Here is a 22,301-nt window from a genome sequence, read left to right on the forward strand (position 1 = left end):
ACAGATTTCAAAGGACGCTCTTCGGGGCGTCCTTTTTGTTTGGGCGATGATCTGCTTGCCCCCAAGCGGCTCCCCGCCCAAGCGATCCGCCCAAACAAAGCTGACTTGCCTCCGCGCGCCCCGCGTGTTCGTCTCTCCTCAAACAAAACCACAGGTGATTGATGAAACACGCGATTTTTGCCACTGCCCTTGTCCCTCTGGCCACGCCGCTCTTGGCCGATGACATCCGCCTCAACGCCCCGGTCACTGCGGCCACGCTCTATTCCGAAGGCGCCACCCTCACCCGCGCCGTGCCATTTTCCGCCCCAGCAGGCCGCCACGATCTGCTGATCACCAACCTGCCCGACAGCCTCGACCCGATGTCGGTCCGCGTGGCCCTTGATGGGGCCCAGCTTGGTGCCGTGACCGTGCGCCACGAGCGGGTGTACCCGCATCAGCGAGAAGACAGCCCCGAGCTCGCAGCGGCCAAGTCCGAGCTCGAGTTTCTTGAAAACGACTGGCAGGAAGCCAGCGACAGCCACGCCGACGTGATGATGACTGCCGAGGTCGCTCGCGCCCGCCTCGCTTACCTGTCCACTTTGCAAGGCCCCTCGGAAACCGCCGCCTCCCCGGATGTGCTAAAAGAAACCATGGCGCTGGTTGGCCGCGAAACCCTCGCTGCCCACCGCGACATTGCCACAGCAGAACGCGAAGCGCGTCAGTATGAAAAACAACTCGAAGAGCTGCGCCAACCACTGGAAGACGCGCGTCAGTTGGTCGAGGCACTGACCCCAACCGAGAGCGACAACGCCATGCTGGCGATCTCGATTTCCGCAGACGCCGCCACCGAAGGCACCCTCACGCTGACCCATCTCACCCAGTTCGCCCGCTGGGTGCCCGCCTATGACGTGCACCTCAACAACACCGACACGCCAAACCTCAGCATCGAGCGTGGTGCCTTTGTGAGCCAGTTCACCGACGAAGACTGGACCGACGTCGCCATCACGCTCTCCACCAGCCGCCCGGATGAGCAATCCGAACCCAGCGGTCTGTATCCGTGGCGACGCCATATCGAGAAAGAGCAACCGGTCACGTTGCAAAAGAATGCCGGCCGCCTCGCCGAGATGGACCTGCGCGAGTCCGCTGCGCCCATGGCGGAGCCCGTCATGATGCAGGATGAAATGGCCGCCTACAGCTTTGGCGACGGCATCAACGCCACCTACGCCTACCCAACGCCAGTATCCGTGTCTTCCACCTCCGACGCCTTGCACCTTGCGCTGGGTACCTTGGACCTGACGCCCGAAACCTACGCCTTTGCCAACCCGATGCGTGACGAGACCGCCTTCCTCATGGCCGAAGCCACCAACGACAGTGGCGAGTTGATCCTGCCCAGCTTTGAGGCCAACTTCTTCTTGAACGGCACCTACATTGGCCAACAAGAGATGCCCCTGATTGCAGAAGGCGACGACATCGACTTCTCCTTTGGCCCGATCAATGGCCTGCGCCTGACCAACAAGGTCACCAACAAAGTCACCGGCGACAAAGGTGTACTGACCACCCGCAATGAGCAAAGCGAAACCCGTGTGCTGACTGCCGAAAACCTCACCGGCCGCGCTTGGGACCTGCGCCTGCTGGGCCGCGTGCCCTATAGCGAGCAACAGGATCTGGAGATCACCCATCAGGCCACCCCGGTTCCAACAGAAACCAACTACGAAGACCAACGCGGTATTCTAATGTGGCAACGGGAGTTGGCTGCGGGCGAAAGCTTTGATGTGAAACTGTCCCACACCCTGCAATGGCCGTCGGAAATGATCCTGCGCTAACAGATTTCGGAAACACCCTGTTTCCAAAGGCACCCACCCCAAGCGTCGCGACAGTCCCAACTGGCGCGGCGCTTTTTGGATCAATTCGCCAATCGCCGCCCCCTGTTCGTCTCAAAAAACACCTGAAAAACAACGCAAATGCGGCCACACCGCCCTCATTCCGGAAGCCAAGCAGGCTCGGCCTCGAACCTCCTAACCCTAAGCAATTGAACGCTATTTAGCTGTAATTCTACGGATTTTGGACCGCCCTAGAAACCATTTGAGAAGGTTTGGCGGTCATTGATGTGTCTAACCGTTTGGGTGAAACGGACAAAACTTAGGGTGAGACATGTCACAAGTGGCAAAGCTAATAATGAGCGAGCAGGCCGTCGTCGATCAGGACGAATTGGCCCGCGTCTTTATACGAATGAATCCGGATGAGGCCGAAGAGACCTTTCTGGGATTGGTCAAATCGCTGACCGACCATCTGGCGATGGGCGAGCACCATCTGAACGCCAACAACCTGTCGGAACTGGCGGACACCATGTCCCTGGTCGAGCTGATCGCCGGTCGCCTCTGCATGACCGCGCTGTCACAAGTGGCAGGTGATGTGGTGGCCTGCTGTGATCGCGGCGACCACGTCGCCTTGTCGGCCACACACGCCCGCCTGATCCGCGTGGGCGAAGGCGCTTTGCGCGAAATCTGGGATCTGAAGCGCACCTACATCTGATCGGTGCGCCAATCCGCTTGCAGGGGGCGCACCAACCGTTAGGCTGGAGGTCATACAGCTTACGATCGGTCAGAAAGGTGCGCCATGTCCCTCACATTTGCTTCCGCCGAAGGCGGCCCGTCCATCCCATTACATGTGGTGGACAGCGACAGCTATGAGGCTTGGCGTGACGCCCAAACCCAATCCGCCCGCACTTTCCTGATCGCCACCGGCTTCAAGCCCGCCATTGGCAAATCCATTCTGATCCCGGACGCCTCCGGCGCGCCGGTGATGGCTGTCGCAGGCTTCGGCACGCCGCAAACCCGCGCCCGTGGGCGCTTTGCCTTGGCCGCCTCTGCCGCCACTTTGCCCGCAGGCACCTACGCGCTGGTCGGCACCCTGCCCGCGGGTGATCTGGAAACCGAGGCCCTCGGCTGGCTGCTCGCGCAATATGCCTTTGACCGCTATGCCAAATCCTCTGGTGCCACCGCGCAACTGATCTGCCCGCCCGGCGTGGACGCCGCCAAGGTGGAGGCCATTGCCGCGGGAGAGGCCCTCACCCGTGATCTGATCAACACGCCGGCCTCGGACATGGGCCCACAAGAGCTCGAAGACGCCACCCGTGCGCTGGCCCTGAACTACGGCGCGATCTGCACGGTGACCAAAGGCGCCGCGCTGCTGGAACAGAACTTCCCGATGATCCACGCCGTGGGCCGTGCCGCCACCGAGCACCGCGCCCCGCGCCTGATCGACATGCGCTGGGGCAGCGAAGGCCCCACACTGACACTTGTCGGCAAAGGCGTCTGCTTCGACACTGGCGGGCTCAATCTCAAACCCGGCGGCTCCATGGCGCTGATGAAGAAAGACATGGGCGGCTCCGCCACCGTGCTGGGCCTCGCTCAAATGATCATGGCGCTCAATCTGCCACTGCAACTGCGCGTCCTGATCCCTGCGGTGGAAAACGCGGTTTCCGGCGACAGCTTCCGCCCCGGCGACATCCTCACCGCCCGCAACGGCCTCACCGTGGAGATCAACAACACCGACGCCGAGGGCCGCCTTGTGCTGGCCGACGCGCTCGCTCTTGGGTCAGAGGACAACCCCGACATGATCCTCTCCATGGCAACCCTCACCGGCGCCGCGCGTGTCGCCGTCGGCCCCGACCTCTCGCCCTACTACACCGATGATGCTGGCTTGGTCTCCGCACTGGAAACCGCCGCCACCGAGGTCTCAGATCCTGTCTGGCGCATGCCATTCTGGGAACCTTATGAAAAGATGATCGAACCCGGAATTGCCGATCTGGACAACGCCCCCTCCGGCGGCTTTGCAGGCTCCATCACCGCCGCGCTCTTCCTGCGCCGCTTTGCCAAAGACCAACGCTACGCGCATTTTGACATCTACGGCTGGAACCCAACGCCCGCACCCGCCCGCCCCAAAGGCGGCGTTGGCATGGGAGCCCGCGCCATTCTCGCCGCCCTGCCAGAGGTTCTTTCGCTCTGATGGATAAGCGTCTGACCCCCAGCACCGGCAAAGTCGCCGCTGCCTTCCTGCGCGGCCAAGTCACCGCCGATCACTTTGTCGATCCCACGCCTTACCGTGTGGCCATGGTGGTCACTGACCTGCTGTCCGGTCCGCAAGGCACCCGCGAACGCCAACTCCTGCGCGGCGAAGTGGTCAATGTGGTGCACACTGAAAACGGCATGGCCTTTGGCTATGCCGAAAAAGACGGCTATGTCGGCTGGGTCGACATCGGCGACGTGCTTAGCCACCCGAAACAGACCCCCACCCACAGCGTCGCCGCCGCCCGCAGCTACGCCAAAACCACCCCAGGCCTTAAAACCATGGGCCATGTGACCCCGCTCTCGTTTGGCACCCGCCTGGTGGTCCTCTCGGAAGAGGACAATTGGGCCCGCATCGCCTGGGACGGCGGCCAGGTCACCCGCGACCTCTATGTGCCCTGCCAGCACCTCACGCCAATCGATCACGTCGAAAGCGACGCTGCAACTGTGGCCGAACGCCTGATAGGAGCGCCCTATCTTTGGGGCGGCAATTCTTCCTTTGGCATCGACTGTTCCGGCCTTGTGCAAGCAGCCCTCCTCGCTTGTAACACCCCTTGCCCCGGCGACAGCGACCTGCAAGAGGCCGCCTTTCCCGATGCAACTGGCCCCTACCAGCGCGGCGATCTGTTGTTCTGGAAGGGCCATGTCGCCATGGTCACCGATGCCAACACAATGATTCACGCCAATGCCCACCATATGGCCGTGGCGTATGAACCCATCGCCGCAGCCATCGCCCGCATTGAGGCCCAAGGCGACGGTCCGGTCACTTCCCACAAACGCCCAATCCTAGGAGCCTCCACATGAGCAGCGGATTCTTCCAACCTGTCTCCGGCATGGACCTGCCCCGCTTTGCCGGCGTGCCGTCTTTCATGCGCCTGCCCGTCATGGATCTGGACCATGACCGCATCGCCGATGTGGATGTTGGTCTGATCGGCGTGCCCTGGGACAGCGGCACCACCAACCGCCCCGGCCCGCGCCATGGCCCGCGCCAGCTGCGCGACGCCTCCACCATGATCCGCGCCCAAAACGGCGCCACACGCGTGCGCCCCTTTGATCTGATCAACTGCGCCGATCTTGGAGATGTGGGCCCCAACCCCGCCGACATCCATGACAGCATGGAGCGCATCACCGCCTTCTATGACGACGTTCTGGCCCAAGGCATCGCGCCCCTCACCGCAGGCGGCGACCACCTCACCTCCCTGCCCATCCTGCGCTCGCTTGCCAAAGACAGCCCCGTCGGCATGGTGCATTTTGATAGCCACACAGACCTCTACCACAGCTATTTTGGTGGCACGATGTACACCCACGGCACCCCGTTCCGCCGCGCGGTGGAGGAAGGCCTGCTGGATCCCAAACGCGTGGTGCAAATTGGCATCCGCGGCTCCACCTACGATGATGAAGATACCGATTTTGCCAAGTCCGTCGGCATCCGTGTGATCCGCATCGAAGAGTTCTTCAAACGCGGTCTCGAAGACGTCATGGGTGAGGCGCGCGAGATCGTCGGCACCGCGCCGACCTATGTCAGCTACGACATCGACTTTGTGGACCCCACCTTCGCGCCGGGCACCGGCACACCCGAAGTTGGCGGCCCCAACAGCTTTCAGGCACTAGAAGTCGTGCGCCATCTGGACGGCCTCAACATCATTGGCGCCGACATGGTCGAGGTCTCCCCGCCGTTTGACAGCTCCGGCGGCACCGCCTTCCTGGGCGTTTCGGTGATGTTTGAACTGCTCTGCGTGATGGCCACCCATCTCTCACCAGAGTGATCCCGCATTCTCAGCCCCAAAATATCCCGAGGATGAATTGGCAAAGCCAAGAAGGGGCTGGCCCCTTCCCGTGCACAACGTCAGCCCAGCTCCAATGTGCTCACGGCAAAATATCCGCCTGACGTGTCCCCAACCGGCACCGGCGCGCCGCGATACATCCGCGCGGTGGCAAAGCCCGGTGTCAGGTCCAGCGACGCACACAGCGCCTTCAACGGCGCGGACGTATCCGGCACATCCAGCGTCACCGGGCCGCCCATCGTCGCGGCCACATGCGCCATCAACGCCTGTGCGTCCTCTTCCTTCTGCGTCCAAAGCGGGCCGATCTTCACGCCCTCACGACAACGCCGCGCGGTGCAAAACCCTGCAATACCCTCCGCATCCTGCATGACCCAGGTCTGTCGGCTCTCCGCAGGTGCAAACCACGCAGCAAGATACGCAGCCTTGCGCACACCGGACGCCGCCGCCTCCATATCAATCAATGCGCCGACATCCTCCGGCGCCGCCAATCGGACGTTTTCGCTCTCCCGCGCGACAACCTCGCCCGTAAACCGCGTCGTGGCGCTGAACAGCTCAAAACCCGAGGCGGCATAATTGTCCTGCTGATCCGGCACGCCATCCAAACCCACCACGCGCGCACCAGCATGTTTGAGCGCATGTTGCCATAGCCCAAAGCCGATGCCTTGCCCGCGAAAAGCAGGCCGCGCGATATATAACCCAAGAAAAGCAAAATCCTCGGTGTGGTTCACCACCGAAATCGCCGCCGCCAAGGCACCATCCACCGTGGCAACAAAGAACCCCTCTGGGTCCGCCTGCCAAAACGCTGCCGCATCCTCCAGTCCGGGGTTCCAGCCTTCCTCGGCGGCCCACTCCAGAATGGTGGACAGTTCCTCCAATGTCGCCGTGCGAAACTCTGTGTTCTGGCGCAACCCCACCCGGTCACTCCACCGCGCGGATCAGCTTACGCTCCAGCACCCGCAGCACGGTCTTCAGGTCATGCCCGCGCTTGAGCACCTGCCCGTCCATGCCAATCACCGCATAAAGCCCCTGCTTATTGCGCAGCTTCGGCCGTTTCTCGATGCGATACAACGGGTTTTCCGCCGCCCGGCGAAACACCGAAAATACGGCCACTTCGCGCAAAGATGAAATCCCGTAATCGCGCCACTCGCCTGCGGCGACCATCCGTCCATAAAGCCCCAAAATAACCGACAGCTCGGTGCGATGAAAAGCCACCTGCTCAGGCGGCTTCTGGGGCGGGTGCAATCTGCTGGGAGGTTGGGCCTTCATGCTTTCAGCCTCGCGCCAATTGCTCGCAAAATCAAGCCCCACACATCGTGCCTTGTCGTTAACCACGCCCCATTTTGGTCACAGATTTTTCTGCAAAAGGCCGCGGTGCCTTCCTTTTGTCGCCGCAACTGACCGGCATCTTACCCTCATAGCGAAAACGAAACGCTACCTTCGGCGGCGCGGCATTATTGCCCCCACCCAGTCTGCGCCGCCGAGGGGCACTTTCTAATAACCCGCTAGAACCGCCCCTTCTGGGGCGGTTTTCTTTTGTGGCTCACACCGCGCTCACGCAAAGCTGCCCTGACAGAACCAGCCCGCTGACATCTGTCCACCATGGGCAAAATACAGCCACAGCCGCTCGCCATTTTTGCAGGTCACCCGCCAGTAATCGCGCACACCGCTGCGCCACTCCGGCTCATCCAGCCACCATTCCGGCGCAATCCGCTCCGGCCCGCGCGCATCCGCCACCGCCATATCGCGCCCGCGCCACCGGAACACCTCCGGTAAACGCGGCACCTCAGGTGCGTGCACCGGCTCTGGTCGCCACAACAACAAAGGTCGCTTCAACACGCTCTCCGGCCAGGCCTGCTCCCAAGGCTCTGACCAGGCGGCGTGCAACACCTGCGCGGTTTTCTCCGGGATATGGCTGGACGCCGGATGCCGCCGCGTGATCTGCTCCAGCCCCACCCGCGCGCCGATCCGGCCAATCAGATCTTCCAAGGCCTGCCCCTGATTGAGCCGCTTATCCGCCGCCTGCCGCGCCTCCAGATGCCCCGCCGTGTGGCGCGCATGCAGCGTTTCCACCCGCACCGCCTCCAGCCGCAGCATATCAATGCCAAAGCCCGCATCGATGTCGGTCAGCTTCATCCGCAATAGCGGCCGCACCCGCTCCGGATCATCCGTGGCCCGCGCCAGCCCCACCTCGACGCTCTGCATGGTCTGATCCGTGCGAAACACCTGCAAGCGCACCACACGGAGGCCTTTGGACTTTTTCTTGAGCCGCTCACACAGCGGCCCCAGCACTTTGTCCACCGCCGCCGCCACATCCTCTTCCAGCCCAATCGGGTCTGGCAGGCTCATGCGCACCGCGTAAAACGTCTCCGGCGGCGCAGGGTTCACCGGCTCCGGCACCGCGCCCAGCGCCTGATCCAGCCGCAGCACCAGCCCTTTGCCAAACCGCCGCGCCAGCCCCGCCCGCGGCTGTCCCGTCAGGTCACCAATCCGCCGCAAGCCCAGCCGCGCCAGCTCCGCCTGCGTGTCGTCTTCCAGCCGCAACGCCGCCACCGGCAGCGCCGCCAGCGCCCCGCGCGTCTGTCCCGGCGGCGCAATCCGCCCCACGTCCACCTTGCCACCCGCAGCAGGCGGGGCCGCCCCGCCCCGGGTCCAATGCCGCCGCTTCACCGCCCGCGACCGCGTCGCGGGGGCCTCCTGATCAATGTCATCCCCGCTGCGATGCATCCCACTGGCAAACTGCGGCCCCGGCTGCGCTCCAAACCGCGCCAAGGCCCAGGCCGCCCCCAGCGTATCTGCCAGCCCGGCCCGCACTGTGAGCTGCAAATCGACACAGTCCTCCCCCACCCGCTCCAGCACGCCCTCTTCACCGCCAAACAAATGAGTGCTGCCGGTCACATCCAACACCAGCGCATCCTCTTCTGTGGCCGCCACCCAAGGCGAATACTTCCCCGCCCAGCGCGTCAGCACCTTCATAAAGCCTTGCTCTGCCTGCACATTCCGCAGCCGCGTGATCAAATATGGACACATCGCCTGCGCGTCCCGCAAGGGTTGGCCCAATGTGAGCCCCTCCCGCTCCGCCTGCTCTGACAGCGAGCAAATCACCTGCATCTGCCCCGTATCCCGCAGCACCGCCAAAGGCGCATCAAAAGTGCCCCGCTCCAGTCGGATCAGGCGCTCGGCCCCCAAACGCGGGAACCACAGGGAAAGAATGCGACGGTTCGGCATAGGCAGCACACGGAACAGAATCGTGATATTTGTTCCCTATATGTTCTCATATTTTCCACTTGATTCCCACCCCCGCCATAGGCTGCATAGGGGCAGCCAACCAAAGGAGCCAAAATGCGCCGCCACCTTTTGATCGCCGCCGCTTTGTTGATCACCACTTCGGCTCACGCCCACAACGGCGTGAAAGACCCCGAGGTCATGGCCCGCATGATGGCGATGGAAAAAATTGGCGCGGCTTTCAAAACCCTGGTCAGCATGGCGAAACAGGAAGTCCCCCTGCATCAGGCCAAAGCCCGCATGGCGCGCGACACCATTGTGACGGAATCCGGCAAGATCAACGCGCTGTTTGAAAACCCGGCCACCGATCCCAAATCCGAAGCCCTGCCTGCCATCTGGGACAACTGGGCGGATTTTTCGGCCAAATCTGATGATCTCACCAAAGCTGCCAAAGCGCTGGACTTCAAGGACCGCGCCGCGCTGGCCAGCACGTTGAGCGGGGTTGGGCTGGCCTGCAAGGCGTGCCACAAAGACTACCGCCTGAAAAAAGACTAAGCCCAAAGCAGCCCCCACCTCGGAGGGCTGCCCGCAAATCTGCTTAGCCGCAGGTCACCTTCAAAATCTTGCCAGCCTCATCGTGGATCACGTTCAGACGGTTCTCGTGGAAATCCATGGTCGCAGGCGAGTTCTCTGCCATCACCCGCACCATCTCCGGCACGGTCACGCCTTCAAGCGCGCTTTTGTCCTGCCCCACCAGGAACTCAAACGTCGCCGGATCACAGATGGTGCTGCCTTTTGCTTCTGTCACGTCTTCTCCTTTGCACGCTGTCAAAGCCGCCAGCCCAACAAAGCCAGCCGCTGCCAAAACCACAAACCGCATAATCTTACTCCTTGTCGCAAATATACAAATTTGCTTCGTCCCCGCCGTGCCAACCACGAGGGGCTTTCGCTATGTTCCCAATAAGGTTGCAATGATAGAGCGTTTCAACCACGCTCCAAAACAAACTGGGAGGATAGGCAAAATGATGCGCACGAAAGCCGCCGTCGCTTTGGAAGCCGGCAAGCCATTGGAAATCATGGAAGTGAACCTCGAAGGCCCAAAGGCAGGCGAAGTTCTCATTGAAATCAAGGCCACCGGCCTGTGTCACACCGATGAATTCACCCGCTCCGGCGCCGACCCGGAGGGTCTGTTCCCGTCCATTCTGGGCCACGAAGGCGCCGGTGTGGTGGTGGAATGCGGCGAAGGCGTCACCACGCTGAAGCCCGGCGATCACGTGATCCCGCTCTACACCCCGGAATGTCGCGAATGCCATTCCTGCCTGTCGGGCAAAACCAACCTCTGCACCGCCATCCGCGGCACACAAGGCCAGGGCCTGATGCCAGACGGCACCACCCGTTTCTCCATGCTCGATGGCACGCCAATCTATCACTACATGGGCTGCTCGACTTTTGCGAACCACACCGTGATGCCGGAAATCGCGCTGGCAAAAGTTCGCGAAGACGCGCCCTTTGACAAAATCTGTTACATCGGCTGCGGCGTGACCACCGGCATCGGCGCGGTGATCAACACCGCTGGTGTAGAGATCGGCTCGTCTGCTGCCGTGTTCGGCCTCGGCGGCATTGGCCTCAACGTGATCCAGGGCCTGCGCATGGCCGGTGCCGACACAATCATCGGCGTCGACCTCAATGACGACAAAGCCGAGATGGCCAAGAAGTTTGGCATGACCCACTTCGTGAACCCCTCAAAATTGGGCGAGCAATCCGTCGTGGATGCGATTGTCGAGATCACCAAAACCGAGAAAGACCAGTTTGGCGGCGTGGACTATTCCTTTGACGCCACCGGCAACGTGCAAGTCATGCGCGACGCGCTGGAATGCTCCCACCGGGGCTGGGGTGTGTCCGTGATCATCGGCGTGGCCCCTGCCGGCGCCGAAATCTCCACCCGCCCGTTCCAACTGGTCACTGGCCGCGTCTGGAAAGGCACAGCCTTCGGCGGCGCCAAAGGCCGCACCGACGTGCCCAAGTTTGTCGATTGGTACATGGACGGCAAAATCGAGATCGACCCGATGATCACCCACAAGCTGACTTTGGACGAAATCAACCACGGCTTTGACCTGATGCACGAAGGTAAATCCATTCGCGCGGTGGTTGAATACTGATCAGCTAAGGCCCATCTATTGACCAGCCAGGCGTGCCCCCGTGGCGCGCCTTTTTTTATTTATTGATAGATAGTTGCCTTATGACAAACCGCACCCGCCCTTTGCTGGCCATCCTGATTGATGCTGACAACATCCCCGCCAAACACGCTGCCGCCATCCTGAAAGAAATCACCGCCCTTGGAGAACCCGCCCTACGCCGGGTCTACGGCGATTGGGCGTCCCCAAGCCTGCAAAGCTGGCTTGAACCGGTACGTACACTTGGCCTGGTCGCGCATCAGGAGTCCGCCAACACCAAAGGCAAGAACGCTTCAGACATTGGCCTCGTGATCGACGCCATGGACATCCTGCATTCCGGTCGTTTTGACGGTTTTGTCCTGGTCAGCTCTGACAGCGACTTCACCGCGCTCGCAAGTCGTATCCGCGAACAAGGGCTCAGCGTCTTTGGCATTGGCGAACAGAAAACCCCAGAAAGCCTGCGCAACGTGTGCAACCGCTTCATTCTGGTTGAAAATATCGTGGAACCGGAACCCAAGCCAGCCACAGATTCCGCAACCTCAGGAAAACGCCCCACCAAAGAAGCCGCTCCGCTGATCCGTGCTGCCATGGAGAAAATTGACCAAGATGACGAGTGGTTCTCGCTGGGCCAAATCGGCCAGAAGATTGCCGAAATGCAATCAGACTTCGACAGTCGCACCTACGGCCACGCCAAGCTCAGCGACCTTGTCAAAAGCCTCAACCAATTCAAAACCCGCCGCAGCGGCGGCAATGGCAACCCGATCCAAGTCGCTCTCGCCACTAAGAAAAGCTAATGGCCAGCGCCGTCTGTGAGTGTCTTTGCTCCACCGCGCCAATCACCGGACACCCCAACGTGCGTTGCAATGCTGCCACCAACTCGTCCACCGTTTCCGTGGTCACAAACAGGCCGCCGGTCTCATCGGCCAAACACCGCGCCACGGTGGTGTCGGTCAACGGATCTTGTTCCGGATTGTTCCAGGCAAAGAAATCCACCTCCGCCCGAAATCCAATTACATGCACCACCAAATCGCGCGCAGTTGCTCGAAACGCCCGCGCCACTGCACAAGGCCGCCCACCGCAGGTCTCATTGCCGTCGGTCACCAGCACCACAACGCCTGGGCTGTTGCGGTAGTCCATCGCCTCTGCCGCTTGCTGCACTGCCGCCGTCAACGGCGTCAGTCCATCTGGTTGCAACCCATCAATCGCAGCAATCACTGGCCCGGCTGCATTCTCAACCGGCCCAAATCGCAGATCCACATTTGCACAAGCCCCGCCCGCGCCGGGCCCATAAGTCATCAACCCAACCCGGCGATAGGGCGCTATGTCCGGCATCGCCCGGCGGATCGCCTGCCGCGCCTCGACAATGCGGGTATTGGGGCCGGTCTCAAAACTGATCTCCGCCATGGAGGTGGAGCCGTCAAACACCAACATCGCATCCGTCGCGCAGCTCCCCACCTGCGCCGCGAGCGCATTGGGGCCACTCATCATTGCGACGGTTGCCGCCACCGTCAGTGCAAAAACCCGTTTCATGATGCCAGTCTGGCACCTCACCTGCTTTGCTGTCCAACGTGACCACACTTTCTCCCCACAAGCGTGGTCACATTTCCGTCACTGCCCCCTTCGACACAAAGGGTATTCCAAAGTACTCCACATCAGATTACCCTACGGCCATACCAGTTACCTCAGGATACCCATGACCACCGACCACCACATCCCGCGCCCCTTTGAGGCGGAGCAAGTCGCCAGCCTGCTGAACCCCGATCCCTTGGTGGGCGAAAGCGCTGGGCTGTTCCTCGCCGCCCCACGGCGCACCGGCAAAAGCACCTTCCTACGCCGCGACCTCGCCCCGCTTCTGGAGCAGCAAGGCAAATGCGTGCTCTACGTGGACCTCTGGGCCGACCGCAGCTCTGATCCGGCCAAACTGATCACCGCCTGCCTCGCCAATGCGCTCAAAGACAACGACAGCTTGATCGCCAAACTGCATCGCAATGTGCCGTTTACATCCGTCGGCGCGCTGGGCTTTAGCGTGAACCTGAAATTGGCAGGCCAATGGGAAGGCACCATCCCCGACGCGCTTCTGCTGCTATGTGAAGCCACGCAGAAAGACGTGGTCCTGATCATTGACGAAGCCCAGCAAAGCCTCGCCACCGAGGCGGGCAAAAACGCCATGTTCGCCCTCAAAGCCGCGCGGGATGCGGTGAATCAATCCGGCCTGCCCAACCGGCTCTATCTGGTGATGACCGGCTCCCACCGCGACAAGCTCGCCGCGCTGATCCACGACCAGCAAGCCCCGTTCTTTGGCGCCCGCGTGCGCGACTTCCCGACATTGGGCAGCAGCTACAGCACCGCGCTCACGCATCGCATCAACGCCCGCCTCGCGCCAGACGCCCAACTCACCGCCGCCACAGTGGACGCGGTGTTTGACGACCTCGGCCGCCGTCCGGAAATCCTCACCGACTGCCTGCGCGACTTGATCCTGGAACCCACCGCTGGCGACGAGGCCTTGCGCACCATCGCGCAGCGCAAGAAACACCAGATGCGAGAGGCCCTGCTGGCCGAAATCAGCACGCTCACCAAGCTGCAACAGGCGCTGTTGCGCAAAATGGCCACTGAAGGCATCCAGTTCTCGCCCTACACTGACGCCACCCGCCAGGCCCTCGCCGGTCCGGACCGGAAAGCCTACTCCAAAGGCGGCGTGCAAAAGGCACTGGACGTACTACGCGACCGCGGCCTTGTCTGGCGGCCAAGTTTTGGCAACTACGTGCTGGAAAACGCCGACCTGGCCCAGGCGCTGCGCGGGGAGTAGCTGCTCTATGGCTTGCCCGCGGTCCCCAACTGCTTAAGAAAATCGCGCAGCATCTCTGTGTTTTCTACCCCGATGGTCTCAACACACTGCGTTTCAAACTTACGGATTTGCCGGGCCGCCAACCCCCGCAGCTCCTGACCTTTGTCCGTCACAGACACAACTTTGTCCCGCTTGCTGCCTTCGGCAAGCTTCACCTGCAACACCCCGTGATCCACCAACCGCGTCACAGCCTGCTGTGCGGCCTGCCGCGACATGCCCAACTCGCGATGCAGCGCCGACAGTTTCAGCGCGCGTCCCCGCAACTGCCCAAACACCCGCATGTCAGACTCGCGAATAGAGGCAAACTCCGTCGTTTGACGCGCCTGATCCATCTGCGCATTCCACCGCCCCAACACGGTCATCATCAGCCCCTTGATATTGTCGGCAAGGAAGCGATCATCTTTTTTATCAATCATAGTTGACAAATGGTCTTTCGATTTTCATTTATCAACCATAGTTGATGATTGATGGAGAGTTCAATGAACCGCCGCGACTTTCTCAAAACGTCCGGGGCCGCCGCCGTGCTGGCAAGCGCCGGAACAAGCTTTGCGCAATCCTCCCCGCGCCCACTGCCATTGATCCCAATGACCGACCTCACCACAGGCATAGAAGGTCGCCTGCCGCTGACACTGGCCGCGGCCACCCATGATTTTGGCAACGCGGCGGCGAGCGCCACCTACGGCATCAACAACAGCTACCTTGGCCCTGTCCTGCGCGTGAAACAGGGGCAAACTCTGCCGTTTGACGTGCAAAACAGACTGCACGATGTCACCACGTTGCACTGGCATGGCCTGCACATTCCCGGCGACGTGGATGGCGGACCTCACCAGGAAATCGCGCCTGGCGACACTTGGGCGCCGGACGTACCCATTGCCCAACACGCGTCGATGAACTGGTTTCATTCCCACACCCACGGCAAGACCGCGCAACAGACCTACAAGGGTCTCGCAGGCGTGATGCTGATCGAAGACGATGCCAGCCTCGCTGCGGACTTGCCGAAAACCTACGGTGTGGATGACTTCACGTTGGTGATACAGGACAAAATGTTCGCCGCCGATGGCACGCTCACCTACGACGTCAGCGGCGCAGTCTTCGAGGATGGCTTTATTGGCGACACGCTGGTGGTCAACGGCGCCATCGCCCCGGCTGCACAATCCGTGCCCACTGGCCTCGTGCGCCTGCGCATCCTAAATGCCTGCAACGCGCAATTCCTCACACTCTCGATGCAAACCGGCCCCATGCGCGTGATCGCCTCTGACGGCGGCTTTCTGGCGCGGACTGTTGAGACCGAGAGCATCCTCATGTCCCCGGGCGAACGCTATGAGGTGCTCGTTGACCTGCGCACAGCGGAGAGCAACAGCCTGATGGTTGGCCTGGAACCCGAGGAAGGCCTGTTCAATTTCCTCGGCGGGCTGTTTGGCGGCGGAAACACCACCGCAACCGCCCTCACCCTGACGCGCACATCGGACAAGGGTTTTGACGGCGCCTTGCCCGATCAACTTGCCAATCTGGCCCTGCCAGACCGCAGCCAAGCCACCGTCACACGCGACTTCTCTTTGGAAATGGACACCGGCGCCGACCTCGCCGCTCTGGCCGCCAATTGGGGCAATGTCTGTGGCGGCGGCGCGATGGCGATCAACGGCCAGCCCATGAACATGGACCGCATCGACGAAACCGTGCGCAAAGGCGACACTGAAATCTGGCGCATCACCGTGGACGACCAGCTGCACCCATTCCACATTCACGGTTGCTCGTTCCGCATCCTAACGCAAAACGACGCCCCGCCTCCGGCTTTTGCTGCGGGATGGAAAGACATGGTGCACGTCGAAAACGGCGCCTCCGAAGTGCTGGTCAAATTTGACTATGAAGCCCCGGAAGACGCGCCCTACATGTACCATTGCCACATTCTCGAACACGAGGATTGCGGCATGATGGGTCAGTTCACTGTGACATAACCCACGCGCCTCCAACTCACCCCGGCGTGTACCAGATCGGCGAGGTATAAGCCCGCTCGGTGGTGATCATCGGCACCGCCGCATCCATCTCCACCCCAAAGCGCTTGGCCTCATAGGCGGTCCAGCGCGGTGTGGGGATCTCAATCACCCGTACATAATAAAACGCAGACTGGCTGGCATCAAAATCCGGGTCCTGCCAGGTGCCAATCAGCTCCGCCGCGCCAATGGTGTTGGTCCAGGTCGCATTGGCCACATCAACAGTATTGCCCACATCCGGCAACTTGCCATCGCCATCCAGCGCACGGTCTCCGGCCCAGACGACATTATAGACCTTCTCCTGCGTCTCGCCCTCCGCATCCAGCCAGCCTTTCACAATCTGAATCCGGTCCAGATTGCCCGACAGCGGGTCTTTCAAGGCAGCCACCAGGAAGGTCGGCGCAGAACCATCCTCTGAAACGACTAGGTTTCCGCCCATGGGCACCCCCTTGGCATAGCCCGCATCTGCGGGCAGGCGGCTTTGCGCATCTGCCTCGGTAAACTCATACCCGCCAAAGAAGCGCACCAACATGCGTGACCCGGTGGTGGCGTAGGTCTCCTTGCGCATCATCGCGTCAAAGATCGCCGCGCGGGTGTTTTCCTTGGCCCAGACCGCGCCAAGCCCGCCAGCGGCCTGCTTCCAGCCATAAATCGACAGGTCCGGGTCCGGCGCCTCTATCACCACATGTTTCCAACGCTGCGGCTCCGGCTCCACCCCGGAGTGCTTTCCAAAGAAATTGTCCTCTTGCGCCGTGGCCATACCCGTATGAGCATCCGTCGCCCCGACCATGCCAAACTTAAACGGGTTTACGCCCAGCTCCTGCTCGATCTTCAGACCGCGCTTAAGCGCCTCTCGCGCATATTCCCCGGCCAACATGTCCGGCGTCTTGAGCTCCGTGCCATTCAGGTTGGAGGCGTCCCAGGTGTCAAAATCCGCAAATTCATCATCCGGGCTGAGGAACGGATGCGCCTCTCCGTCACCTTTGATCTGTGTCGGCTCGTAGATCAGCTCAAACCGCGCCCGCATCTCGGCGATCTCTTTGGTCAGTTCAGATCCATCCCAGGCATTCATCGAGAACATCCGCCCATTGGACAGGTTGCCATTGTGCGCAATCGCCAAAACCTCACCACCCGTGCGTGCCTCATATTCGGCCAAATAAGCCCAGAGGTCCTCGGGATTCTTGCTGTCAAACTGCGAGAAGGGCCGTGTCTGATTGGCCCGCACGCTGTCATCTCGGAACAGCACATTGCGGTGCAGGTTGTTGGCCCCTTCGGTGGTGTACTCATACCCGATGATCGCGGAGAACACGCCCGGCTCGTTAAACTGATCCGCCAGCGCCGTGTAATTCTCCCAAGCATGTTTCACCGCCTTGGGGTTATCAATTGGCGGCACATCCCCGGACAGCGAGGCGACAATCTCCATCGCAGTTTCAAACGCAATTTGCGGATCGCCAGCGGTGAGCTTTTCATACCATTCTTTACCGATGGGCGAGGACAAGATCTGCGCATCACCGCCCAGAAGCTGTGGCATCAACCCATACATTTCCGCATGATCGGACACCACAAGCCAATCCAGCGGGCGAGACAGCTTTGCCCGCAACCCATGGGTGGTGGTCACTTCTTCGCCTCGGGCAAATCGAAACGCATCTTCCTGGGACAACCGCGTCATCGTCCCGGCATCAACCGAGACCATCGTGTGCAAATGGCTGTCGCCCCACAAGGGCACCTGCGGGAAGTTGCGACCGGCGTAGGGCGAAAACCCATCCGGCGCCAGCACCACCTCGGTATCGGATTGTTCCGTGTTGAACTCCTGCGCCACCGCCGCAGTGCCCAGCGCAAGCGAAGACGCCGCAGCGGTCCCCATAAGTGACTTCAAAATCAAGTGAAACTTCCATTGGGCCTTAGGCATGGCACCCTCCCGGCAACAGTTTAAACAAAGCTATTGGGAGCACGCCGGGCCAGAATTCACGCCAAACGCGCAAGTCAATTGCACGAAGCCTACCATAGATTGGCCTCGTTCCGTCAAATTTCGCAATTCGCTACATTTATCGCTGCAAAGCGGTCAGCTGCGCGCGCCATACCGCGCCATGAAGGTGGTCACTGCGCCATCCACCACATAGTCAATTTCTTCCTGGGCAAATTTAGTCTGCACGCCCGTCACTTGCCGCAGGAACAATCCGGCTTTGCACAGCTCGGCAAACTGATCCGCCGCCAGCGCAAAATCATCCACTTCCAACTCGCCGCGCTCCTCGGCCATGTAGAAGAACTCGATCAGGCGGGTTTTCAAAATTCCCGGCCCGGTCTCGTAAAACTGCCGTCCAATGTCTGGAAACCGCTCGCCCTCGGACACACAGACCCGAAACATATTGCGGCCGAAGTCAGACAGGATGATCTCCATCAACCCGCGCCCGACGATGCCCAACACTTCCGGCACCGGTCGCGCCAAGTCCACTGCGGCTTCTAGGCTTTCCGCCTGCAAAATGCACTCCCGCCGCGCCACTTCGGCAAACAGCATCCGCTTGTCCGGGAAGTAATTGTACAACGTCGCCTTGGAGACCCCGGCGTTCTGCGCAATCACATCCATGCTCACGCTTTCAAAGCCATGGGACATGAACAACGCCCGCGCGCTGTCCACCACCTGTGCAAATTTGCGCCCCTTTTTCAGGATGGCCACAGTGTCGGTCATATATCTCTCATAGGCTGTTCCGGCCTCCCGGCGAGTGTAACGGGGACATTACACTGCCCACTTCCGTTGCGGCAAGCGCTTGCACCTCACAAAAGGGTATGCATATTTAGAATTATTCTAAAGTGGAGCCCCTCATGCGCTTTTTGCCCACCCGCAAACGCCTCAAAGATCTCTCAGAGCAAGAGATCCTCGCCCTGGCCATTGCCTCCGAAGAGGATGACGCCCGCATCTACCGCAGCTTTGCGCAACAGCTGCGCGAGGACTACCCCGCCTCCGCCAAGGTGTTTGAAGACATGGCCGCTGAGGAAGACACCCACCGCCAAGCCCTGATCGACCAGCACCGTGCCCGCTTTGGCGACACCATCCCCTTGATCCGCCGGGAACATGTCGCGGGCTTTCACACCCGCGCGCCGCTTTGGCTATCTTCCAACCAATCTCTGGACAGCATCCGCGCGCTGGCCGCCGGCATGGAAGCGGACGCGGAGAACTTTTACCTCAACGCCATGAAGCAGGTGAGCGACGCCGACACCCGCAAACTGCTCGGCGATCTGGCCGCCGCCGAAGCGGGCCACCAGTCCACCGCCGAAGCCGTCACCGAAAAGCACCTGGATGCCGATGCGCGCGACGAGGAGAACGACAAGGCCAACCGCCAGTTCATCCTGACATGGGTGCAACCGGGCCTCGCGGGCCTGATGGACGGATCGGTCTCCACCCTCGCGCCCATCTTCGCCACCGCCTTTGCCACGCAGGACACGCACACCACATTCCTCGTCGGTCTCGCCGCCTCTGTGGGCGCGGGCATCTCCATGGGCTTTACCGAGGCCGCCAGCGACGACGGCGAACTCTCCGGACGCGGCTCCCCTGTCAAACGCGGCTTTGCCTCCGGCATTATGACCACGCTGGGCGGCTTGGGCCACGCGCTGCCCTATCTGATCACCGATTTTTGGACCGCCACGATCATTGCCATCATTGTGGTGTTCATCGAGCTTTGGGCGATTGTCTGGATACAAAACCGGTTTATGAAAACCCCCTTTGGCCGCGCCACCTTCCAGGTGGTGCTTGGCGGCGCGCTGGTCTTTGCCGCCGGCGCTTTGATTGGCGGTGGCTAGTCGCTGTCCAACACACTTCATTTGGCCAAAAATATCCCGGGGAGACATGCGCCCGCGCATGTCAGGGGCAGCGCCCCTCTCCCCCATTTGCCAAGCCCCGCAAACCTGCTAAGGCTGGCGCATGTTGGCAATCTTTCTGAAAACACTGCCGTTTTTTGCAATCATCGGCCTGGGCTACTGGGCCGGGCGCACCCGCTTCTTTTCTGCGGAAGCCACGGTCTATCTCACCAAGTTTGTCTTCTACTTCGCCCTTTCGGCCATGCTCTTCCGGTTTTCCGCCAATCTCAGCCTCGCCGAGGTGCTCAACTGGCGTCTGATTGGCGGCTACCTCATGGGCTGCCTCGCCGTTTACGGCCTCGCCACGCTTGTGGCCATGCTGCGCAAACAGGACATCGCCACCGCCGCAGTGGAGGCGCAATGTGCCACCATTGGCAACGTCGGCTTCCTTGGCGTGCCCATGCTGACCCTCTTGATGGGTGCAGAGGCCATTGGCCCCGTCATGATGGTGCTGGCGGTGGACCTGATTGTCTTCTCCAGCCTGATTGTGATCCTGATCACTGGCAGCCGTGACGGTCGCATGCACATCGGCGTGCTCAAAACTGTGACCCTCGGCCTGCTGCGCAACCCGATGATTGTCGCCATCTCGCTGGGCTTTGTCTGGTCCGCCCTGGAGATCCCAATTCCCGACCCGATGAACGAGTTCCTCGCCATCTTGGGTGGCGCGGCCACCCCCGGCGCGCTCTTCGCCATCGGCGCCTCACTGGCGGGCAAATCTGCGGAACGGGTCGAGGTGGCGCTCTGGCTCACCTTTGCCAAACTGATCCTGCACCCACTGTTTGTCGCCGTCGCAGTGCTTTGGCTCTTGCCGATTGATGCCTATTCGGCCTCTGTGGTGATCGCCGCCGCCGCGCTCCCCGTGGCCGGAAACGTCTACATGCTGGCGCAACACTATGGCGTCGCGCCCCATCGCGCTTCTGCTGCCATCCTCTTCTCCACAGTCATATCCATCGCCACGGTCAGCGTTGTGATTGCATGGGTCTCCCAACTCTGACATCGTGGACGCCGACCCTTTTTGGCAGGAGGCCTTCCCATGGAAATCATCTCAGAAAACCGCGCCTTTGGCGGCACCCAAGGCGTGTACAGCCACAATTCGCACAGCACCCGCTGTGAGATGACCTTTGGGTTGTTCCTGCCAGAGGAAGCCCAAACCGGCCCCGTGCCGGTGATCTGGTATCTGTCAGGCCTGACCTGCACCCATGAAAACGCCATGACCAAAGCCGGTGCACAGCAATGGGCCGCCGAACAAGGCGTGGCGCTGGTCTTCCCGGACACCTCGCCCCGGGGCGACGATGTGGCTGATGATCCGGCCTACGATCTAGGCAAAGGCGCAGGCTTCTATGTGAACGCCACGCAAGCGCCTTGGACGCCGCATTACAACATGTGGGATTACATCACCGAAGACCTGCCTTCGATGCTGCAGGAAAACTTCCCCGTTGATCTATCCCGCCAATCCATCATGGGCCACTCCATGGGCGGCCACGGTGCGCTGACCATGGCCATGTCCCTGCCCGGCCGCTTCCGCTCCGTATCGGCCTTTGCTCCCATCGCCAACCCCACCGCGTCAGACTGGGGCCGCAAACAGCTCACCTCCTATCTCGGCAATGACGAGGCCGCTTGGGCTGCGCATGACGCCACGCTCTTAATGAAAGCAAACGGCTTTGACGGCCCTGTGCTGGTCGACACCGGCACCAGCGACCAGTTCATCGACTTGCTGCGTCCCGAAGCGCTGGCCGAAGCTGCCAATGCGCGCCGTCAGGAAGCTACATTGCGCCTGCAAAAAGGCTATGATCACAGCTACTTCTTTGTCTCCACCTTCATGGAAGAGCACATCGCCTTCCACGCCGAAGCGCTCTATGCGGACTAAGAAAGACTTCAACCTATGACTGCCATCTACGTGGATGCCGATGCCTGCCCGGTGAAAGCCGAAGTCGAGCGCGTCGGCACCCGCCACAAAGTGAAAATCTACGTCGTCTCCAACGGCGGATTACGCCCGTCGCAAAACCCGCTAGTGGAGAACGTGATAGTGCCCGAAGGCCCCGACGTGGCCGACATGTGGATCGCTGACCGTGCCAAAACAGGCGACGTGGTCATCACCGGCGACATCCCTCTGGCAGCCAAATGTGTGGAAAGCGGCGCGCGCGTACTAAAACACAACGGCGAAGCCCTCACGGCGGCCAACATCGGCAACGTGCTGGCCACCCGCGACCTCATGGCCGACCTGCGTGCCGCTGACCCGTTTCGGCAAGGCGGCGGCAAAGGCTTCACCAAAGCGGATCGGTCCCGCTTTCTGGATGCCTTGGAACGTGAGCTGCGGGCGGCCAAACGCGAGGTTGAGTGCTGTTGGCAACCTTAGGAGCCTCCGGCGGAGGTATTTGGAGAAGGAG

The 22,301-nt window shown here is 61.2% G+C and carries 22 protein-coding genes; 14 read left to right on the forward strand and 8 right to left on the reverse strand.

The genetic code is table 11. The features are described 5' to 3' along the window. Window positions 1-161: 161 nt before the first annotated feature. From SIB92_RS11925 to speB, 5 genes are all read left to right on the forward strand, one after another. Entirely contained in the window at window positions 162-1,802 is a 1,641-nt protein-coding gene (locus SIB92_RS11925) for a DUF4139 domain-containing protein (protein WP_412552263.1), read from the forward strand. 352 nt (window positions 1,803-2,154) lie between these two features. Then, window positions 2,155-2,511 carry a hypothetical protein gene (locus tag SIB92_RS11930; RefSeq protein WP_412552264.1) on the forward strand — a complete coding sequence of 119 codons (357 nt, stop codon included), beginning with the start codon at window positions 2,155-2,157 and terminating at the stop codon, window positions 2,509-2,511. A gap of 84 nt (window positions 2,512-2,595) precedes the next feature. After that, a complete protein-coding gene (locus tag SIB92_RS11935; protein ID WP_412552265.1) occupies window positions 2,596-3,987 on the forward strand; it encodes a leucyl aminopeptidase family protein in 1,392 nt (463 codons plus the stop codon). After that, window positions 3,987-4,850: a C40 family peptidase gene (locus SIB92_RS11940; RefSeq protein WP_412552266.1), complete on the forward strand. Its 864-nt coding sequence runs from the start codon at window positions 3,987-3,989 to the stop codon at window positions 4,848-4,850. The genes SIB92_RS11935 and SIB92_RS11940 overlap by 1 nt, the downstream gene beginning before the upstream one ends. Next, window positions 4,847-5,812: an agmatinase gene (gene speB, locus SIB92_RS11945; RefSeq protein WP_412552267.1), complete on the forward strand. Its 966-nt coding sequence runs from the start codon at window positions 4,847-4,849 to the stop codon at window positions 5,810-5,812. Before SIB92_RS11940 ends, speB begins: the two co-directional genes overlap by 4 nt. Before the next feature lie 80 nt (window positions 5,813-5,892). Here speB and SIB92_RS11950 read toward each other — a convergent pair whose 3' ends face one another. From SIB92_RS11950 to SIB92_RS11960, 3 genes are all read right to left on the reverse strand, one after another. Then, complete coding sequence (locus SIB92_RS11950) at window positions 5,893-6,744, reverse strand: GNAT family N-acetyltransferase (RefSeq protein ID WP_412552268.1); 852 nt, start codon at window positions 6,742-6,744, stop codon at window positions 5,893-5,895. Window positions 6,745-6,748: 4 nt separating this feature from the next. After that, entirely contained in the window at window positions 6,749-7,096 is a 348-nt protein-coding gene (locus SIB92_RS11955; RefSeq protein WP_412552269.1) for a DUF2794 domain-containing protein, read from the reverse strand. Between the two features lie 285 nt (window positions 7,097-7,381). Further along, window positions 7,382-9,055 (reverse strand): DUF6504 family protein, encoded by a 1,674-nt coding sequence (locus tag SIB92_RS11960; RefSeq protein WP_412552270.1) that lies wholly within the window; start codon window positions 9,053-9,055, stop codon window positions 7,382-7,384. A gap of 114 nt (window positions 9,056-9,169) precedes the next feature. On the opposite strand from SIB92_RS11960, the gene SIB92_RS11965 reads away from it, so the two are divergent. Then, window positions 9,170-9,607: a c-type cytochrome gene (locus SIB92_RS11965; protein WP_412552271.1), complete on the forward strand. Its 438-nt coding sequence runs from the start codon at window positions 9,170-9,172 to the stop codon at window positions 9,605-9,607. Between the two features lie 43 nt (window positions 9,608-9,650). On the opposite strand, the gene SIB92_RS11970 is transcribed toward SIB92_RS11965, so the two are convergent. Beyond that, window positions 9,651-9,932 (reverse strand): I78 family peptidase inhibitor, encoded by a 282-nt coding sequence (locus SIB92_RS11970; protein ID WP_412552272.1) that lies wholly within the window; start codon window positions 9,930-9,932, stop codon window positions 9,651-9,653. 145 nt (window positions 9,933-10,077) lie between these two features. Here SIB92_RS11970 and SIB92_RS11975 point away from each other — a divergent pair, with 145 nt between their 5' ends. Together SIB92_RS11975 and SIB92_RS11980 are read left to right on the forward strand one after the other, a co-directional pair. Beyond that, entirely contained in the window at window positions 10,078-11,211 is a 1,134-nt protein-coding gene (locus tag SIB92_RS11975; protein ID WP_294113251.1) for an S-(hydroxymethyl)glutathione dehydrogenase/class III alcohol dehydrogenase, read from the forward strand. Window positions 11,212-11,291: 80 nt separating this feature from the next. After that, window positions 11,292-12,020 (forward strand): NYN domain-containing protein, encoded by a 729-nt coding sequence (locus SIB92_RS11980; RefSeq protein WP_412552273.1) that lies wholly within the window; start codon window positions 11,292-11,294, stop codon window positions 12,018-12,020. Here the strand turns inward: SIB92_RS11980 and SIB92_RS11985 are convergent. After that, window positions 12,007-12,756, reverse strand: coding sequence for a vWA domain-containing protein (locus tag SIB92_RS11985; protein WP_412552274.1), 750 nt, complete (start codon window positions 12,754-12,756; stop codon window positions 12,007-12,009). The genes SIB92_RS11980 and SIB92_RS11985 overlap by 14 nt on opposite strands. 163 nt (window positions 12,757-12,919) lie before the next feature. On the opposite strand from SIB92_RS11985, the gene SIB92_RS11990 reads away from it, so the two are divergent. Continuing rightward, window positions 12,920-14,032: a hypothetical protein gene (locus tag SIB92_RS11990; protein WP_412552275.1), complete on the forward strand. Its 1,113-nt coding sequence runs from the start codon at window positions 12,920-12,922 to the stop codon at window positions 14,030-14,032. Window positions 14,033-14,037: 5 nt separating this feature from the next. Here the strand turns inward: SIB92_RS11990 and SIB92_RS11995 are convergent, their stop codons facing one another. Then, a complete protein-coding gene (locus SIB92_RS11995) occupies window positions 14,038-14,487 on the reverse strand; it encodes a hypothetical protein (protein WP_412552276.1) in 450 nt (149 codons plus the stop codon). A 63-nt stretch (window positions 14,488-14,550) separates the two neighbouring features. On the opposite strand from SIB92_RS11995, the gene SIB92_RS12000 reads away from it, so the two are divergent. Continuing rightward, entirely contained in the window at window positions 14,551-16,026 is a 1,476-nt protein-coding gene (locus tag SIB92_RS12000) for a multicopper oxidase domain-containing protein (protein ID WP_412552277.1), read from the forward strand. A 16-nt stretch (window positions 16,027-16,042) separates the two neighbouring features. Here the strand turns inward: SIB92_RS12000 and SIB92_RS12005 are convergent, their stop codons facing one another. Together SIB92_RS12005 and SIB92_RS12010 are read right to left on the reverse strand one after the other, a co-directional pair. Then, window positions 16,043-17,971, reverse strand: coding sequence for a DUF3604 domain-containing protein (locus SIB92_RS12005; protein WP_412552278.1), 1,929 nt, complete (start codon window positions 17,969-17,971; stop codon window positions 16,043-16,045). A 153-nt stretch (window positions 17,972-18,124) separates the two neighbouring features. After that, window positions 18,125-18,748 carry a TetR/AcrR family transcriptional regulator gene (locus SIB92_RS12010; RefSeq protein ID WP_412552279.1) on the reverse strand — a complete coding sequence of 208 codons (624 nt, stop codon included), beginning with the start codon at window positions 18,746-18,748 and terminating at the stop codon, window positions 18,125-18,127. A 134-nt stretch (window positions 18,749-18,882) separates the two neighbouring features. Here SIB92_RS12010 and mbfA point away from each other — a divergent pair, with 134 nt between their 5' ends. From mbfA to SIB92_RS12030, 4 genes are all read left to right on the forward strand, one after another. After that, complete coding sequence (gene mbfA / locus SIB92_RS12015) at window positions 18,883-19,857, forward strand: iron exporter MbfA (protein ID WP_412552280.1); 975 nt, start codon at window positions 18,883-18,885, stop codon at window positions 19,855-19,857. Window positions 19,858-19,978: 121 nt separating this feature from the next. After that, window positions 19,979-20,908 (forward strand): AEC family transporter, encoded by a 930-nt coding sequence (locus SIB92_RS12020; RefSeq protein WP_412552281.1) that lies wholly within the window; start codon window positions 19,979-19,981, stop codon window positions 20,906-20,908. A gap of 39 nt (window positions 20,909-20,947) precedes the next feature. Continuing rightward, a complete protein-coding gene (gene fghA, locus SIB92_RS12025; RefSeq protein WP_412552282.1) occupies window positions 20,948-21,781 on the forward strand; it encodes an S-formylglutathione hydrolase in 834 nt (277 codons plus the stop codon). 15 nt (window positions 21,782-21,796) lie between these two features. Then, window positions 21,797-22,270 carry a YaiI/YqxD family protein gene (locus SIB92_RS12030; RefSeq protein WP_412552283.1) on the forward strand — a complete coding sequence of 158 codons (474 nt, stop codon included), beginning with the start codon at window positions 21,797-21,799 and terminating at the stop codon, window positions 22,268-22,270. Window positions 22,271-22,301 lie beyond the last annotated feature (31 nt).

This window comes from Shimia sp. MIT1388, assembly GCF_047124445.1.
In the GTDB taxonomy this organism is placed as follows: domain Bacteria; phylum Pseudomonadota; class Alphaproteobacteria; order Rhodobacterales; family Rhodobacteraceae; genus Shimia.

Excerpts from the sequence above, each read along its gene's own strand:
- SIB92_RS11925 (WP_412552263.1), top strand. The coding sequence starts at position 162 with ATGAAACACGCGATTTTTGCCACTGCCCTTGTCCCTCTGGCCACGCCG.
- SIB92_RS11930 (WP_412552264.1), top strand. The coding sequence starts at position 2,155 with ATGAGCGAGCAGGCCGTCGTCGATCAGGACGAATTGGCCCGCGTCTTT.
- SIB92_RS11935 (WP_412552265.1), top strand. The coding sequence starts at position 2,596 with ATGTCCCTCACATTTGCTTCCGCCGAAGGCGGCCCGTCCATCCCATTA.
- SIB92_RS11940 (WP_412552266.1), top strand. The coding sequence starts at position 3,987 with ATGGATAAGCGTCTGACCCCCAGCACCGGCAAAGTCGCCGCTGCCTTC.
- speB (WP_412552267.1), top strand. The coding sequence starts at position 4,847 with ATGAGCAGCGGATTCTTCCAACCTGTCTCCGGCATGGACCTGCCCCGC.
- SIB92_RS11955 (WP_412552269.1), bottom strand. The coding sequence starts at position 7,096 with ATGAAGGCCCAACCTCCCAGCAGATTGCACCCGCCCCAGAAGCCGCCT.
- SIB92_RS11960 (WP_412552270.1), bottom strand. The coding sequence starts at position 9,055 with ATGCCGAACCGTCGCATTCTTTCCCTGTGGTTCCCGCGTTTGGGGGCC.
- SIB92_RS11965 (WP_412552271.1), top strand. The coding sequence starts at position 9,170 with ATGCGCCGCCACCTTTTGATCGCCGCCGCTTTGTTGATCACCACTTCG.
- SIB92_RS11970 (WP_412552272.1), bottom strand. The coding sequence starts at position 9,932 with ATGCGGTTTGTGGTTTTGGCAGCGGCTGGCTTTGTTGGGCTGGCGGCT.
- SIB92_RS11975 (WP_294113251.1), top strand. The coding sequence starts at position 10,078 with ATGCGCACGAAAGCCGCCGTCGCTTTGGAAGCCGGCAAGCCATTGGAA.
- SIB92_RS11980 (WP_412552273.1), top strand. The coding sequence starts at position 11,292 with ATGACAAACCGCACCCGCCCTTTGCTGGCCATCCTGATTGATGCTGAC.
- SIB92_RS11985 (WP_412552274.1), bottom strand. The coding sequence starts at position 12,756 with ATGAAACGGGTTTTTGCACTGACGGTGGCGGCAACCGTCGCAATGATG.
- SIB92_RS11990 (WP_412552275.1), top strand. The coding sequence starts at position 12,920 with ATGACCACCGACCACCACATCCCGCGCCCCTTTGAGGCGGAGCAAGTC.
- SIB92_RS11995 (WP_412552276.1), bottom strand. The coding sequence starts at position 14,487 with ATGATTGATAAAAAAGATGATCGCTTCCTTGCCGACAATATCAAGGGG.
- SIB92_RS12000 (WP_412552277.1), top strand. The coding sequence starts at position 14,551 with ATGAACCGCCGCGACTTTCTCAAAACGTCCGGGGCCGCCGCCGTGCTG.
- SIB92_RS12005 (WP_412552278.1), bottom strand. The coding sequence starts at position 17,971 with ATGCCTAAGGCCCAATGGAAGTTTCACTTGATTTTGAAGTCACTTATG.
- SIB92_RS12010 (WP_412552279.1), bottom strand. The coding sequence starts at position 18,748 with ATGACCGACACTGTGGCCATCCTGAAAAAGGGGCGCAAATTTGCACAG.
- mbfA (WP_412552280.1), top strand. The coding sequence starts at position 18,883 with ATGCGCTTTTTGCCCACCCGCAAACGCCTCAAAGATCTCTCAGAGCAA.
- SIB92_RS12020 (WP_412552281.1), top strand. The coding sequence starts at position 19,979 with ATGTTGGCAATCTTTCTGAAAACACTGCCGTTTTTTGCAATCATCGGC.
- fghA (WP_412552282.1), top strand. The coding sequence starts at position 20,948 with ATGGAAATCATCTCAGAAAACCGCGCCTTTGGCGGCACCCAAGGCGTG.
- SIB92_RS12030 (WP_412552283.1), top strand. The coding sequence starts at position 21,797 with ATGACTGCCATCTACGTGGATGCCGATGCCTGCCCGGTGAAAGCCGAA.